Here is a 16,168-nt window from a genome sequence, read left to right as displayed (position 1 = left end):
ACCAAATTCATCAAATAGCTACCATAACGACCTCTTGATTACGTGATAAAGTCGCAAAAATCTCGCAGATTAGTGAGGGTAGTAATGCACATACCACTTTCATATGGTATACGTTTAATAAACAACTAGAAATGGACCATGGTATGCAGCCACTAGGAACATCGATGCGCATTCTACTCGTTGATGATGTACAACTTGATAGAATGCAGTTGGCGATTAGGTTAAAGCAGCTCGGACACGTTGTTAAAGCCGTAGGAAGCGGTCTAGAAGCTTTGAATGAATATGAAAGCTTTGACCCAGAGCTAATCCTTCTTGATATTGCCATGCCAGACATGAATGGTTTTGAAGTCTCGCTTCATATCAGAGAAGCCTTTCCAGATTGGATCCCAATCATATTTTTGAGTAGTCACGAAGAACCTGAAATGATTGCAAAAGCAATTGATGCCGGGGGGGATGATTACCTGATTAAGCCCGTAGACAAGATTGTCCTTAATTCAAAGCTTATCGCAATGCAGCGCATTGCTCATATGAGAAGAGAGCTAAAGCAGACCACGGCGCAGCTAGAGACAGTTAACGAGCTCTTACAGCAGCAAGCAAACGAAGATGGGCTTACTAAGCTTTATAACAGACGCTATATAGACCAGCAATTAACAGATATGGTGGCTTGGCATGGGAGGCGTGGTGAATCTATGGCGCTTATCCTGTTAGATGTAGACTTTTTCAAGCCTTTTAACGATAACTATGGCCATATTGAAGGTGACCGCTGCCTTCAAGCGTTAGCAAATCAACTAAAAGCGACATTCAGCCGATCGGGAGAATATGTAGGTAGATATGGTGGCGAAGAGTTTGTCATTTTACTTGGTGGGACGGACGCCAACGGAGCAGAAAAAGAAGCCGAGCGTATTCATAAAGCAATACAGTACTTAGAGTATAAGCATGAGTATTCGAGTGTTGAACCGTTCGTGACCGTGTCACAAGGGGTGTTTGTTTTCCAGGCCACGGGTAAGGAAAATATTGTCGATCTCTACGCAACAGCGGACCGAGCACTATATACTTCAAAATCTCGCGGTAGAAATACATACACAGTGGTAAACGCAAGTTAAGTTAGACAAATAATGAAGTATTTTGTGGTGACGTTGTCACTAATTTCGACCATTTCTCACGCTAGTCCAGTACAAGACACATTACAAAAGGAATTTGAGCGTAATTTTGCAATAGGCATTGTGTTGTCTGATAGCGATGTATTTAACCTTGGCTTTCATGACTTTGATCCAAATAAATATCTCAACATCGACAACGAAGATATTGGGACTCAAGACTCCGTTGATTTAAGAAAGCAGGTTGCGCTTTCTACACTCCCTTATCATCTATCCCTCACTGAAGACGATGAATCTCTTACTCAGTACAGCTTGAAAGGGCGTCTCTATGTTTTGGGCATCGACCAAGACGTTCATTTGAACGAAAGTAAAACTCCAGACAGAAACAAAGAGTGGATTCTTGGTGCATACAGCGAGGTAGAGCGCAAAAACAAGCTATCTGACCATATAACGTTCACTGCAGCTGCTGGTGCACATCTCATGTATTATCGTAACCAGTATGAATATCGTAGTGATGCTCTTGATGAGCTTAAGCCTTACCTAGAAGGCATCTATCTTAATACCGATGCATGGGCTTTGATTGGAGAGATAAACGCAGAGCTGAAATACAAAGACACCGTAAACTGGGGCAAGTGGTATGTTTGGTCTTCACCACATTATTTTTATGGTACAGGCTGGGGCGACGGCAATAACGGTGATATCGGCAATCCAGAAGGATGGTATTGGGTAAATGGCGTAAAACTCTTCTATGACTTTACCAAAGTTGGCCGCACCGTTCAGTCGATCTATACGAGTTTTAATCGCGTTGATGTGGGAGGAGACACAAGCAAACCAATGAATACCTCACACTATTATGAAGCAAGTGTTGGGTGGTTAATGACGCCGCCATTTAAGTCTGACTGGATAGATAACATTGGCCTTGGAATCACCGTGAACTATGGCAGTGCGCTAAGGGGAGGCAGTTTAGTATTGTTCTTCAATCAAGAGTAATAAATACGCAAAGAAAACCATTGCATTAATCACTTATTCGAGCCAAAATCGCGCCCCATTTCGGCTCATAGGAACATAAGCACATAACCTTCGTCATCGGATGACTCTTGTCAATATTAAAGACTCATGCGTAAGTTGGCTTATTTAGCGATGATTTTCGCTTCAACTTCATCTCACTCCAGCTCCATTCAAAAGCAACTTGAGAAAGAATTCGATTATAACTATGCGGCAAGTATCGTACTTTCGGATAGTGAAGTGTTTACTTTCGGTTTTTCAAATTTTGATCCTAATGAATATCTAAACCTAGATGAAGACCTGTCGGGTAGCAGTGAATCCGTAGAGCTCCGTAAGCAGCTTTCAGTGATGTCGCTACCGTTTAGTGTTCCAGTTGGCCATAATCGATATTCACCATATCAAACCAAAGTCAATGGACGTGGATACCTGCTTAGCGGTAACCAGGAGGTATATGCATTGGATGCAACTAAGCCTGATGATCTAGATGAGTTTGTCTTGGGTGGATATTTAGAAGTCGAGCAAGAAGCATATTTAAATTGCAGCTTCATTTTGAGCGGTGCAGCAGGCACACACCTAATGTACTACCAAAATGATTACCGCTATCAAAGCAATGCGCTTGAAGATTACTAAAGCGAAATAGATGGTGTATACGTTAATACCAGTTCATTGGCGATGGTTGCGGAGCTCAATGCAACGCTAAGATATAGCCCTTACGGGCAGTTTGAGCAATGGTATTTATGGTCTTCTCCGCACTATTTCAATGGATTTGGAGCAAACCTTGGTGGCGTTGACACTTTGATTAACCCAGAGGGTTGGTATTGGGTGAATGGGGTAAAGGTTTTTTATCGCTTAGCGATTTGGCAAAACATGGTTCAATCTTTCTACACTAGTTTTAATCGTGTTGATATCGGAGGGGATACGAAAAGACCTCTCAATACAGATCATTACTATGAGGCTAGTATGGGATGGCTAATGACACCACCAATTAAAATTCCATTTGTTATCAACATGGGAGTAGGCATGAGTCTAAACTATGGTAGTGCTTTTAAGGGTGGCAGCTTGGTTATGTTTTTCAATCAGGTGTAATTAGGTTTAGTATCATCACTCATTTTGAAAAAGGCCATTAAGTTCGGCAGAATTTAACGCAATTTCGCCCAGCTTTTTTGGCCTTATACAGGGCTTCATCTGCGAGCTTAATGACATCTGAGGGGTTGCGGGCACTGCGGCTATCAGCGACACCAAAGCTTGCTGTTACACTTACCACACCTCTTTTTTCGGACGCCTTGCCGCGTTGCTTTTTACCTTCTTTATGATCGTCAGGGCGGCCGTCTTGATCTCGAAGTACCATTTCATACTGTGCAATGGACTCACGAGTTTCTTCAATAAATTCTTCACAGTCTTCTGCGAATTTACCTTTAAAGACGATGGTAAACTCTTCTCCGCCGAATCGGTAAACCTTGGCACCACCCTGCGTTTTGCCCAACCGAGCTGCTACCATTTTTAACACGTCGTCACCTGTGTCATGGCCATAGGTGTCGTTGAACTTTTTAAAATGGTCAACATCCAGCATTGCAATTGTGAACTTTCGTCCGGTGTGTTTCAGGTCAAGATCTAAAGCTCGGCGACTTGGAATCAGCGTTAAGCTATCGGTAAACGCAAGTTGATGGCTCGCAGAGGTAGAATAGATGATGATCAAGAGTCCAGACAAAGTAAACATGGTACTAGATATGTACTGAACATCAAAAAACACAAAAGTTGCAGTGGCTAACACCATGGCCGAATAGGTGATCGCGTGAATGATTCTATTTTTTTTGAGAACAAGGATTCCTAGGAAGCAAGCAAGAGCAAAGCAATACAGCACTAAAACGAAGGGTAACTTCGACACACTCGGTACGATAAACAAAGAACCCGCAGTCCATTCATCAAACCCACCCTCGACATAATAAATAAGCGTGATGTAAGACCAAAAAGAAAACATAAACAGCATAAAGACGTACGCTGCGGTCGATTTTGAGTTGAACCCTTCTTTACTAAATAAAAATACAGCTAAAAAAGAGACAGGTAACAGGCATGTCAAAATGGCCAGTTCAAGCAACGTTGTGCCAACGTGCAACGGAACTTGCAACCGAGTTTGAATAATGAAATAGGCAAAAATCATGCTAATGCACACCATAGACTCTCGCCCTTGTTTGAACGAGTAGCACATGATCAACGCACAGCTAAGTAAGATATAAGGTAGGTTTGATGCTATGCCCCAGTTCGCTCTGGTCATTTCAATAATATTATCCATGCCCAAGCTGACAGCTCCCAGTAACAGGAGTGGGAACAGAAAGCGAAAAGCGGGAGAGGTCATTAAAGATGAAACCATCTACAGTTCAAAACCTTATCTTAATCGTATGTTATTCAAATAAATTATGAATCTTGTTTAATGCTTTAAATTAGGTATTAATTATCACAGACTCGAAACTAACAAGAATACGTTTATTTGCGGATTTTCCAAGTATTTTAGGACGTATTAACACAAAAATGGAGAGGTTGACTAAATTTAGACCAATCAATGAGTTGCAGGGCTTTATCGACTGCTATACTTTAGGTCTGTTGCCTAAAGGAGAAAGTTGATGCAAATCAGTTCAGACGTACACAATTATATGGAAACATTAGTTGGCCAGGTGTTAGCTTCAGACGTCTATGTTGAGCAATTCGATAACGAACAATTAGCTGATATCGCGTGTCTCGCATTGATCCAGCTAAAGCCTGTCTACATCCGTCATGATATCGACTTCTTGTCGGCGTTACCTGAAAGCAAGCTGACTCAGTTTAAGCTAAGTGTCGATGTGGCCGTTGAAAATGCAGCTGCTATGATTCGTGAGGACCGACGTGAGAATCGCGACCACGAAGTTCCGGTCATATTGACCCACACCAGTTATGATGAAGAACAAGAACTGGATTGGTTTGAAAAACCAATCCTCAACATCAACATTAAGTAATTCTAGTTTGTCTCTGACTATTGTAAGAGACGCAGAGAAAAACCAAGGAGGAGTCGTGGGATTTTTTTCACGCTTGTTTGGTGGCAGTCAAAAGTCTGCTGAGGTAAAAACTGTTGAGCCTGTCGAATACAAAGGCTATCTAATCTACCAAGAGAGCATTTCAGAAGGAGGTCAATATCGTATTGCAGGCCGCATTGAAAAAGCTTTCGAAGGGGAAGTGAAGTCACACCGTTTCATTCGGTCTGACTTGTTGGGTTCAGAACAAGATGCCAATGAGTTGATGTTGAAAAAGTCGCAGATGTTTATCGACCAAATGGGTGAAAAGATCTTCGATTAACAATTCACTCCAACTTGATACGAATCATCAAAAAGAGAGTCATTAGTGTATATGCTGATGACTCTTTTTTTATTTACTTAAATATTTGTTAAATAAGCGGTTAGCACTCATCTGGTTAGACCTCTGCTTAGTAAAGTCAGTCGTTGTTATTTTTCAGGTTGAAGTAGAGAATTATTCATTACTAGACGTTATATGTAATGAAATTTAGTATTTTTATTACAAAATACTTGAAGTCACGATTGACGTTCGCTAAAAACAGAATAATAACGGACTGTGAGGCGAGAAGTGGCAGTGCAAATGGGTGACCCCAAACACCATCATTCGTTTGCGTTTTCTTGCGTAGTGAACAGATAGAAATAAAAAAGAATTAGAGTAGAGCATTGCTCTGTTTTGGGACTAATTATTGATATGTATACAAGGAGTATGCGTTTTGCAAATCGGTGTACCTAGAGAAATACTCGCGGGTGAATCGCGGGTAGCTGCATCGCCTAAGTCGGTTGAGCAGCTAATTAAATTGGGATTCGATGTCGCAATCGAATCTCAAGCGGGGGTGCTAGCCAGTTTCGACAATGCAGCTTATGAAGCAGCAGGTGCGAAAATTGTTTCTAGTGAAGAAGTATGGACATCAGGCTTAATTCTTAAAGTTAATGCGCCAATCGTGGATGAAGAAAATGGCATTGATGAAATCGCATTACTACAAGACGGTGCGACACTAGTCAGCTTTATTTGGCCTGCTCAAAATGCAGAGTTAATGGAACAGCTCTCTAGCAAGAACATTAACGTTCTCGCAATGGACGCGGTTCCTCGTATCTCTCGTGCGCAAGCATTAGACGCACTTTCTTCTATGGCGAACATTGCTGGTTACCGCGCAGTGGTTGAAGCCGCTCATGAATTCGGTCGATTCTTCACCGGTCAAATTACCGCAGCAGGTAAAGTACCGCCAGCGAAAGTACTGGTTGCAGGTGCAGGTGTAGCAGGTCTTGCTGCTATCGGCGCTGCTGGTAGCCTTGGCGCTATCGTTCGCTCTTTTGACGTTCGTCCTGAAGTAAAAGAGCAAGTTGAATCGATGGGCGCAGAGTTCCTAACGGTAGACTTCAAAGAAGATTCAGGTTCAGGTGACGGCTACGCGAAAGAAATGTCGGATGAATTCAACAAAAAAGCGGCAGAGCTATACGCTGAGCAAGCGAAAGACGTTGATATCATCATCACAACGGCACTGATTCCTGGTAAACCTGCGCCAACGCTTATCACCAAAGAAATGGTGGATAGCATGAAAGCGGGTAGCGTGATCGTTGACCTTGCTGCCGCAAACGGTGGTAACTGTGAATACACGGTAAAAGATCAAGTAATCACCACGGCTAACGGCGTGAAAATCGTTGGTTACACCGATATGGTAGGTCGACTGCCAACACAATCTTCTCAGCTTTATGCAACCAACCTTGTAAACCTTCTAAAACTGCTTTGCAAAGAGAAAGATGGCAACATCAATATCGACTTCGAAGACGTCGTGCTTCGTGGCGTAACAGTAGTAAAAGAAGGCGAAGTGACATGGCCTGCGCCACCAATTCAGGTGTCTGCACAGCCACAAGCTAAACCGCAAGAACCTGTTAAACCTCAACCTAAAGTTGAGGAGCCAACGTCACCAGTGAAGAAGTTTGGTGCGCTTGCTGTGGGTTTAGGTGCCTTTGCATGGGTTGCTTCTGTTGCTCCGGCAGCGTTCCTATCTCACTTCACCGTATTCGTACTGGCGTGTGTGGTAGGTTACTACGTAGTTTGGAACGTAACACACGCACTGCATACTCCGCTTATGTCTGTTACCAACGCGATTTCAGGTATCATTGTAGTAGGTGCGTTGCTACAAATTGGTCAGGGTAATGGTGTTGTTACCTTCCTATCATTCATTGCTGTACTCATAGCAAGCATAAATATCTTTGGTGGCTTTACCGTGACCAAACGTATGCTTGAAATGTTCCGCAAAGATAGATAATAGGAGTGACAAATGTCTGCAGGATTAGTACAAGCGGCATATATCATTGCTGCGCTATTTTTCATCTTAAGTCTCGCGGGACTTTCTAAACAAGAATCGGCAAGAAACGGTAACTACTACGGTATTGCGGGTATGGCGATTGCGCTTATTGCGACGATCTTCAGCCCAAATGCGGAAGGGTTTGTTTGGGTCATCATCGCGATGGTCATCGGTGGTAGCATCGGCATCCACTACGCTAAGAAAGTAGAAATGACTCAAATGCCGGAACTGGTTGCTATCCTACACAGCTTTGTAGGTATGGCAGCAGTATTGGTAGGTTACAACAGCTACCTAGAGCCACCAGCGCCAGTTTCAACTGACCTTGCTGGTATGCACGCTGAGCATGTGATTCACCTAGTGGAAGTATTCCTTGGCGTGTTCATCGGTGCGGTAACCTTCACTGGTTCAGTCGTAGCGTTTGGTAAGCTACGTGGCACGATCTCTTCTTCGCCACTTAACCTGCCTCACAAACACAAAATGAACCTTGCTGCGATCGTCGTTTCTACGCTTCTTATGATTTACTTCGTAAAAGCAGACGGCAGCATGTTCGCATTGATCGTAATGACGTTGATTGCATTCGCGTTTGGTTACCACTTAGTAGCATCGATCGGTGGTGCAGATATGCCGGTTGTGGTTTCAATGCTGAACTCATACTCAGGTTGGGCAGCAGCAGCAGCAGGTTTCATGCTAGCAAACGACCTATTGATCGTAACAGGTGCACTAGTTGGTTCTTCAGGTGCGATCCTTTCGTACATCATGTGTAAAGCAATGAACCGATCGTTCATCAGCGTTATCGCTGGCGGCTTTGGTCAAGAAGTTGTGATCTCAAGTGATGAAGAGCAGGGCGAGCACCGCGAAACATCAGCAGAAGAAGTTGCTGAAATGCTGAAGAACTCAAAATCAGTGATCATCACTCCGGGATACGGTATGGCAGTAGCTCAGGCACAGTACCCAGTGCATGAAATTACTGAAACACTACGTAATCAGGGTATTGAAGTGCGCTTTGGTATTCACCCTGTAGCAGGTCGTCTGCCAGGTCACATGAACGTTCTACTGGCAGAAGCAAAAGTACCTTACGATATCGTACTAGAGATGGACGAGATCAACGATGACTTCTCTGAGACTGATACGGTTCTGGTTATTGGTGCGAACGATACTGTAAACCCAGCAGCGCTTGACGATCCGAACAGTCCAATTGCGGGCATGCCTGTATTAGAAGTTTGGAACGCGCAAAATGTCATTGTATTCAAGCGTTCAATGAATACTGGTTATGCTGGCGTTCAAAACCCACTATTCTTCAAAGAAAACACATCAATGTTGTTTGGTGATGCAAAAGAAAGTGTCGAAGCAATCTTCAAAGCTTTGTAATTTGGAATTGCCATTAATTGAAAAGACCAGCGTATGCTGGTCTTTTTTTTGTACATTCAATGTAATAGAAATGCAAAACCTTTACTTGTATCGATGACAACTTTAATTTAGATGATGTATAGTTTCTAGCAATGGAACGAACAACGGTTACAGTTTGATTAAACGTTTATTACTTAGTGTCGCAATACTAGCAGCAGCACCAATCGTGAAGGCAGACTCACTGCCAGAAAGAATAGACACTTTTACCGAGTTGTTTAACTACCAATCGGCCGAGAAATCGTACGATATACGGGTTTTGCAATCCAATTATCCGACTAAGCTGTTGTCGCCGGATTCTATGTTGCCTCAAACTGCTGATTACCCGTTGAAGGATATACAGCAGCTGTACCAACTAGCGAACACTTGCCGTGGTAAGCTACCTTTGAGCCCCTTAATCACCGAACCTTTGGTGTTTACGAGAGCTATCTGTAAAGGTACGCAACTGACTCCAAGATGGTTTTCTAGAAGTGGGCTTATCCATCCCGGTGGCGGTAGTTATGCCGCTCGGTATGTTGATAAGTATCCAGAGCTCCAAGATAAACTTGCGCAATACATGCACATTAAAGAACGCAAGAATGTGCAAGGCGATGAATTACTCGCAAGCCTAAAGAGTATGAACGATGACGCGATAAACGCTTTAATCGCAGGTGCGAGCATGTTTATCGAACAAAACGAGCTTTGGCTTAGAAGAGGAGATCACTACTTCGTATTTCCCAAGTCAGTCTGGCAGGAAAACGTTGCCAACGCAGGACTCTCTTTTAAATTAGCGAGTCAAACCAAAAGCTGCTTCGTTAAACGCGGCAATATATGTTGGGATGTAGAAGATCATTCGCAAGTGCTGCGGATCAGCATGATCATCCTGGTGATTGCCAACATATTTCTTGTTATCGGTTGGGCTGTTTATCGCTGGAATAGCAAGCGACAAGAGCTACGTAGCAGAATGCTTGTTTTACAGATTTTGACTCATGAGCTTAGAACTCCAATCGCCTCATTATCGTTAACAGTAGAGGGGTTTAGGCGTGAGTTTGAACGTCTTCCTGAAAGTGTATACGACGAGTTTCGTCGTTTGTGTGAGGATACAAGACGTTTAAGGCAGTTAGCTGAAGCAAGTAAAGATTACTTGCAATCGGACAACCAACCGCTTGCAACAGAATGGGTTCCTTCTGTTCAAGAGTGGTTAGAGTTTAAGATTGAAGAAGAATTTAACGAATCCGTTCAATTTGTTATCAACCAGGATATCTCGGCCAAAATTAACGTATACTGGCTAGGTACTTGTATCGATAACTTGTTGAGAAACGCAATTAAATATGGTGAAGCACCGGTAAGACTTGATGTTGAAACCAGTGCTCAAAAATTAGTCATTCGTGTCATCGATGAAGGGAAACTTTCATCTAAAGACTGGGCTCACTTAAGAAAACCATTTGTAAGTAAGAGTGGCCTAGGATTGGGATTAACTATTGTCGAATCTATGATGGGACGTATGGGAGGCAAAATGTCTCTGATAGGTCCACCTACAACATTTATACTGGAGATACCTTGTGAAACAGACTCTGCTTCTCGTTGAAGATGATAAAAACCTTGCTGATGGCCTACTTGTGAGCCTTGAACAAGCAGGGTATGAGTGTTTGCATGTGGAGCGTATTTCAGATGTAGAACCACAATGGAAAAAGGCTGATTTAGTGATTCTAGATCGCCAACTACCGGATGGTGATTCAGTAGAATCTCTGCCAGAGTGGAAGAAAATTAAAGATGTCCCGGTTATTCTATTAACCGCATTAGTTACTGTGAAAGACAAAGTCGCAGGACTGGACTCAGGTGCAAACGACTACCTAACAAAACCTTTTGCTGAAGCAGAACTGTTTGCTCGTATTAGAGCTCAGCTTCGTGCTCCTGATTCAGCAGAACAGGGCAGTGCGGACAAAGTTATTACAAACGAGCTCGAAATCGATCGTGCAACACGTGAGGTTCTTTTTAAAGGCGAACTTATCACCTTAACCCGTACTGAGTTTGATTTATTGTTGTTCCTAGCTTCAAACCTAGGCCGTGTATTTACGCGTGACGAGCTATTGGACCACGTTTGGGGTTACAACCATTTCCCAACGACTCGTACAGTAGACACACACGTGCTACAGCTTCGCCAAAAACTGCCTGGTCTTGAAATTGAAACGTTGCGTGGCGTTGGCTACAAAATGAAAGCGTAACGATGAAGTTAGTCCTGCCAATATTATTAGCGGCAACTTTGATGAAACCAGTCCATGGTATGGACTGGTTTTCGTCTAACACGCCTTTAAGCCAAGCCCACCAACATCTATTGGAAGATAACTTGCCAGATATGTTTCTTTCTCTAGTGGAACTTTGGCAGTCAGAACCGAATAAGGCTATTACCCCGCATTTAAATGACCTGTTAGCACAATCTCTTACTAAGGATTGTGGCAAATCACTATCTACGGTTACGTTACCAGAATGGATTAGTGGCGTTAATATCATTCGCCAAACCATTCAGAGCCCTGGACGCGATACTTACCGCTTGGTTATAAAACTTAGGGCGGTGACTGAGCTAGATGACATCATGTTTGAACGTTGGGTTGATGAGTCTATCTCAGCCGACGCTTCATTAAGCCAAGAAGACGTCGTTACCAACACGATTGCGAATGAAAAGCGTTACCTAAAACGCTACAACCTAACAGGAAAAATCGAAGCTGGTCTTTATCACCTATCTATCGTTGCCATTGATGGTCGAGTTTTTAGAACATGGATAGTCTTGGGTGACTCCAATTCTTCACAATATGTACGATGGACATCAAAAGAGAATTGGAAAGTCGAAAAAAGTGCCTTGAGAAATCCACACTGTCCACTTCCTGAACTCAATGTTGGCCTCTATGATTATGTAGATGGTCAGTACGAACAAGTTTGGCAAAAGAGTTACGAATCCAATTACCCTAACTCTCTTGAGCTAGAAGGAGTCCCTAACGATCGGTACGTGCTCGCAGTTGGTATTAACAGCCGACGTTGGCAAGGGGACATAATTGTTGAGCAAGCTCAAACTATTAGCCGCACTTATGATCTTTCCCTAGAAGAATAGCTAAAGAATCTTCATATTGGTCGATACAAAGTTCATAACGCAAAATGAATTAGTCCCATATGAAGATTCAACACAAACTATTAGCACTCAGCGTCACTAGCGCATGCCTTTCTTTTTCAACCAATGCAGCGACATACGCAATCGAAGCTCGCAGTGATGCGATGGGTGGAGTAGGCACAGTATCTGCCTCTTACCTAACCGCACCTTTCTTTAACCCAGCACTCACAGCAATCTATCGTAGAAACGATGACGCCGGCATGATAGTACCAAGCTTTGGTATTAGTTATGACGATCAGGATGGATTGATCGACGAAATTGATCGTATTAGCAAACTCACCGACGACACTGAAATCGTTAACTCGCTAAATAACATCGATAACGCTAAATTAGACTTCGACTTAGGCGGTGTAGTGGCGGTTGGTATTCCAAACAAGTTTCTTTCCGCGACCGCTTACGGCAAGCTATATACTGAATCCTTTGTTACTCCTGAAGTCGACACTTCGGTACCAGCTAGTTCTCTCGACAACAGTTATGTGCGTGGTGTTTCAATCGGTGTTGCTGAAGCAGGTATTTCACTTGCTAAGTACACGACATTCATGAATCAGCATCTTTCTTTTGGTTTTACGCCGAAACTGCAACGCATTTATACATACTCTTATGCAAGTAGCTTTGCCGCGTTTGACACAAAAGATTTAAGAGAAAATGAGACGGCTGACACCATCTTCAACTTGGATGCAGGTGCTCTCTGGTTTTATGGACCTTTCCGCGTAGGTTTAGCTGCAAAAAACTTAGTGGGTCGAGATATTAAGACTAAAGCATTTACAGCTCCGAATGGCGATCCAATCGCTTCGTACGAATACAGCATGCGTCCGCTCTATACAATTGGTGCAGGTATCGTCGCCGACTACTTCACAGTAAGTGTTGATTATGACTTAAATGAAGAGAAAAAGTTTTCAACATTTGATGATAATAGCCAAATGCTAAGAGCTGGCTTTGAAGTCGACATTTTAAGACAGATGGCACTGCGCGGAGGCTATAAGAAAAACATGGCTCGCTCAAGTGAGGATGGCACGATTACCGCAGGTATCGGATTATCACCACTCAATCTGATTGAACTCGATATCGCGGCTCAATATACCAACGAAAATGCAATGGGTGCTTCGATTAATTTCCTTGCGACCTACTAACTGAATCGTTATAGTCAGCTCCTCACATTGAGGAGCTTTTTTTATGTTTGACGATTTACCACCTCTGTCCCATCAAGAACAACAACAAGCAGTAGAACGTATTCAAGAGCTAATGCAAAAGGGTACCAGTACCGCAGAAGCGATAAAGATCGTTGCCGAACAAATTCGAGCCGAATACGCCGCAAAAAAACAAGACTAAGAAATTACGAAGAGCAGGGCACAGACCCTGCTTTTTTACGCCCGTCATATACACAACTAAAACAGACAACTCACCACCTTTCTTCTAACAAGAATTTCGTTACCACGTCACACTAATAACCCCAAAGTAGAGAAGAAAACTCTACTATAATAAGCAGGTAAAATTTTACCAACAACGATTAACTGTCACCTATTATAGATAGGCAAAAACACTACCTAAAGCTTGGCATTATCGGTTATCTATTTAAATACAATTACTTAGGGTGGAATAAGTATCTAGTTTACACCTAAGCATTTATCGGGCTTGTAATTAAATTACAGGGTGTAGTTTCGTTGTCGAATTAAGTAGTAGAATGTTCTGAAGAAATCTAAAAGAGACGCCGTCACTTTATGAGCTGACAAATAGTGTAGACAAATAGGAGTTAGTGGCTGCAGTAAGTGCTTGCAATCAAATTTGGCTTTCAAGCCTGGTCCGATTTTGAGATGCGAAAATAACGGACGAATTCGTCTTGCCGAGTTGGATTAAGGCGAAATTGGTGCAGGTAGATTTTCAATAAATGATCATTTGCTTACATTGGCAGCTTATGTAGTTTCATCGTTTGATTTTACTTACGTGTTACGCTGTGACTTATTTGGGTAAAAGAGGATACTGAGGAATGCTAGCGAATCCAGATTTGGGCGAGGAGAGTTATATATCGTTGGTTTAGCTTTGATCCTAGTCACAGTTCCAAGCTCTGTTCTAACGCTGGGTAATATGCTTAATGATTAGAGTATCAACTCGATGTCATTCCAGTTGACGTTAGCTTATTTGATACACTTGGCGGCATAGAAAAATCTAGTTCGACGTAAAGGAAGCTATGAAAGTAATCTCAACGAATGACATCGATAAGTATATCGGTGTTGATATCGAGCCAACAGATTGGTTTGTTGTGAATCAGGACCAAATTAATCAATTTGCAGATTGTACCTTAGATCATCTGTTTATCCATACGGATCCGGCTAAAGCACGGGCTACAATGTTCAAATCTACAATAGCGCATGGCTTATTATCTTTGTCTATGCTTCCATATTTTGCAGAGAGTTTTGGGTACCATTTGGAGGGTGCTAGGCTTGGTCTCAATTATGGGTTCGATAAGGTGCGTTTTATTCATCCAGTGAAAGTGAATAGTCGTATTCGGGCGCATGCCAAGTTGATAGCCGTTGATGAAAGGAAGCCCGGACAGTATGTCTTTAGTACAGAAGTGGTTGCTGAAATCGAAGGTGAAACAAAACCAGCGTTGTCCGCTGTATGGTTAGCTATGCAGATCGTGCCTTAGTGGCAAACGTAACGCATGGAATTTTACAATGCGTTACGTTAAGCACCTTATAACTGCGTGTTAGCTTAATCGGGCAATAACTTACATCTTGGTATACTTAAAACCTAGAAGTCACAAAGTGCGCATTATATGTGTTATGTTAAATAAACTGTCCATGTGCGCCAAATCTTTTCTAGTTTGGTCTCCTATCCCGCTCAGATTTTAAAATACCGCGCTTTTTGGCAATGCCATTAAACATAATGGCGATTTACCATAAAATACTTAATATAGATCTTAATAATCTACGATTGTTAAGATCTATATTAATCAAGTCTCGCTCTCAGCCCTTGGCTAGACATCATTAGAAAAGACCTATTACCTCTAAGTGTTATCGACTGAGTTGCTTCTGATTTTTACCCGGCTTAATACACAACGTGTCCTAAACCGATAAACTTATTGATTTTAGGAGGGCTTGTATTGGCACGCCATATATCTTCAATCGATAATTTTCGTGCGATCGCTATTATATTGGTCGTCGCTGTACACTGCATGCCTTATGGAATGTCGGTTAACTCTGGTCCTTGGCTAGTCTTCCAGAACCTAATCTATGGTGCGACTGCTGCATTTGTATTTATATCTGGCTACATGTATCACCATGTGTTCTTCAAACAGAAAACGCCATACATTGAATTCCTGAGTAGTAAGTTTCGAAACGTTTTGCTGCCGTATCTGCTATTGGGAACCGGAGCTATTTTTCTCTTATACATCTCTAAAGCCGGATTCTTTTCTGGTGAGGAGCTATTTGAAGGAAAAACCATTTTCAATACTGATGATCACGCTCTTATTATAATTGGTAAATACTACTTAAGTGGACGGATGCTTACAGCCTATTGGTATGTACCGTTTGTTGTCATGCTTTTTTCAATGGCACCATTGCATGATAGGTTTCTCGTCGTGCGTAGAAAGTACAAGTTATTGATAATATTTACTTTAAGTCTTGTGTCGATGCTAGTTCATCGCTCGTACGAAAATACCAACCCCTTGCAAATGTTAATCTACTTTACACCATATTATTTAATCGGCATGTATGTATCTTTGTACCGAACTTCCCTCGCCTCTAATGCAAAAATTAAGTCTCTTCTGTTTCTATCGTTAGCAATCGCTCTCGCTATATACGATGCAAGTATCGGCCATCAAGGTAATTACATTAAGCCGCTAACCACTTACAACGGCATCGATACAATGTATCTTCAAAAGGTATGTTTAGTTGTGGGGATTTATTTTCTGCTTGAAGCCTTCCCATTTAAAATTGGGTGGCTATCATTTCTAGCAAAAATTAGTTTTGGTGTATTTTTTATACACCCTTGGGTATTAACTGTAATGAAGCGAACTCCTTTGTATCAACACGCAAACGGGCTTCAGGCAGATATAGTTCTATTTCTAACAGTGCTTATTTTGGTAGTGACATTAAGCATGTTGATCGCTGTTTGCTTCAAAAGAGCACTGAAGAACAGCCACTATTCAAAAGCAGTTATTGGTTACTAAAA

14 protein-coding genes and 1 pseudogene are annotated in these 16,168 nt (G+C 42.3%); 14 read left to right on the top strand and 1 reads right to left on the bottom strand.

Annotated features, from left to right (window positions below):
- Positions 1-143: 143 nt before the first annotated feature.
- From KIV41_RS04615 to KIV41_RS04605, 3 genes and pseudogenes are all read left to right on the top strand, one after another.
- Entirely contained in the window at positions 144-1,103 is a 960-nt protein-coding gene (locus KIV41_RS04615; RefSeq protein ID WP_045388746.1) for a diguanylate cyclase, read from the top strand.
- 12 nt (positions 1,104-1,115) lie between these two features.
- Positions 1,116-2,087 carry a Solitary outer membrane autotransporter beta-barrel domain gene (locus KIV41_RS04610; protein WP_082038737.1) on the top strand — a complete coding sequence of 324 codons (972 nt, stop codon included), beginning with the start codon at positions 1,116-1,118 and terminating at the stop codon, positions 2,085-2,087.
- 126 nt (positions 2,088-2,213) lie between these two features.
- A pseudogene (locus KIV41_RS04605) lies at positions 2,214-3,188 on the top strand (Solitary outer membrane autotransporter beta-barrel domain).
- Positions 3,189-3,225: 37 nt separating this feature from the next.
- Here KIV41_RS04605 and KIV41_RS04600 read toward each other — a convergent pair.
- Positions 3,226-4,470, bottom strand: a complete 1,245-nt coding sequence (locus KIV41_RS04600; RefSeq protein WP_010451764.1) for a GGDEF domain-containing protein — start codon at positions 4,468-4,470, stop codon at positions 3,226-3,228.
- 250 nt (positions 4,471-4,720) lie between these two features.
- Here KIV41_RS04600 and KIV41_RS04595 point away from each other — a divergent pair, with 250 nt between their 5' ends.
- The 11 genes from KIV41_RS04595 to KIV41_RS04545 all read left to right on the top strand — a co-directional run bounded on the left by KIV41_RS04595 (position 4,721) and on the right by KIV41_RS04545 (position 16,166).
- A complete protein-coding gene (locus KIV41_RS04595; protein WP_010451766.1) occupies positions 4,721-5,089 on the top strand; it encodes a late competence development ComFB family protein in 369 nt (122 codons plus the stop codon).
- Positions 5,090-5,144: 55 nt separating this feature from the next.
- Positions 5,145-5,426, top strand: a complete 282-nt coding sequence (locus tag KIV41_RS04590; RefSeq protein WP_010451768.1) for an HlyU family transcriptional regulator — start codon at positions 5,145-5,147, stop codon at positions 5,424-5,426.
- Between the two features lie 430 nt (positions 5,427-5,856).
- Entirely contained in the window at positions 5,857-7,413 is a 1,557-nt protein-coding gene (locus KIV41_RS04585; protein WP_252042731.1) for a Re/Si-specific NAD(P)(+) transhydrogenase subunit alpha, read from the top strand.
- Positions 7,414-7,425: 12 nt separating this feature from the next.
- Complete coding sequence (gene pntB / locus KIV41_RS04580) at positions 7,426-8,820, top strand: Re/Si-specific NAD(P)(+) transhydrogenase subunit beta (RefSeq protein WP_010451772.1); 1,395 nt, start codon at positions 7,426-7,428, stop codon at positions 8,818-8,820.
- Positions 8,821-8,974: 154 nt separating this feature from the next.
- On the top strand, positions 8,975-10,423 hold the full coding sequence (gene vxrA, locus KIV41_RS04575; RefSeq protein ID WP_071236343.1) for a sensor histidine kinase VxrA: 1,449 nt from the start codon (positions 8,975-8,977) through the stop codon (positions 10,421-10,423).
- A complete protein-coding gene (vxrB, locus tag KIV41_RS04570; protein ID WP_010451776.1) occupies positions 10,398-11,060 on the top strand; it encodes a response regulator transcription factor VxrB in 663 nt (220 codons plus the stop codon). Before vxrA ends, vxrB begins: the two co-directional genes overlap by 26 nt.
- 2 nt (positions 11,061-11,062) lie before the next feature.
- Positions 11,063-11,941, top strand: coding sequence for a DUF2861 family protein (locus tag KIV41_RS04565; protein WP_252042733.1), 879 nt, complete (start codon positions 11,063-11,065; stop codon positions 11,939-11,941).
- A gap of 59 nt (positions 11,942-12,000) precedes the next feature.
- Positions 12,001-13,128, top strand: a complete 1,128-nt coding sequence (locus tag KIV41_RS04560; protein ID WP_038883094.1) for a conjugal transfer protein TraF — start codon at positions 12,001-12,003, stop codon at positions 13,126-13,128.
- A gap of 43 nt (positions 13,129-13,171) precedes the next feature.
- Positions 13,172-13,327, top strand: coding sequence for a YoaH family protein (locus tag KIV41_RS04555; protein ID WP_005427041.1), 156 nt, complete (start codon positions 13,172-13,174; stop codon positions 13,325-13,327).
- A gap of 856 nt (positions 13,328-14,183) precedes the next feature.
- Positions 14,184-14,642, top strand: coding sequence for a MaoC family dehydratase (locus tag KIV41_RS04550; protein ID WP_252042735.1), 459 nt, complete (start codon positions 14,184-14,186; stop codon positions 14,640-14,642).
- 456 nt (positions 14,643-15,098) lie between these two features.
- The gene (locus tag KIV41_RS04545; RefSeq protein WP_088880163.1) at positions 15,099-16,166 is read left to right on the top strand and encodes an acyltransferase; all 1,068 of its coding nucleotides are present in this window, start codon (positions 15,099-15,101) and stop codon (positions 16,164-16,166) included.
- Positions 16,167-16,168: the final 2 nt, after the last annotated feature.

The organism is Vibrio sp. D401a (assembly GCF_030248515.1).
GTDB classification, from domain to species: domain Bacteria; phylum Pseudomonadota; class Gammaproteobacteria; order Enterobacterales; family Vibrionaceae; genus Vibrio; species Vibrio rotiferianus.
The sequence above is the reverse complement of the archived record's forward strand: the minus strand, read 5'-3'. Positions and strand labels throughout refer to the sequence as shown.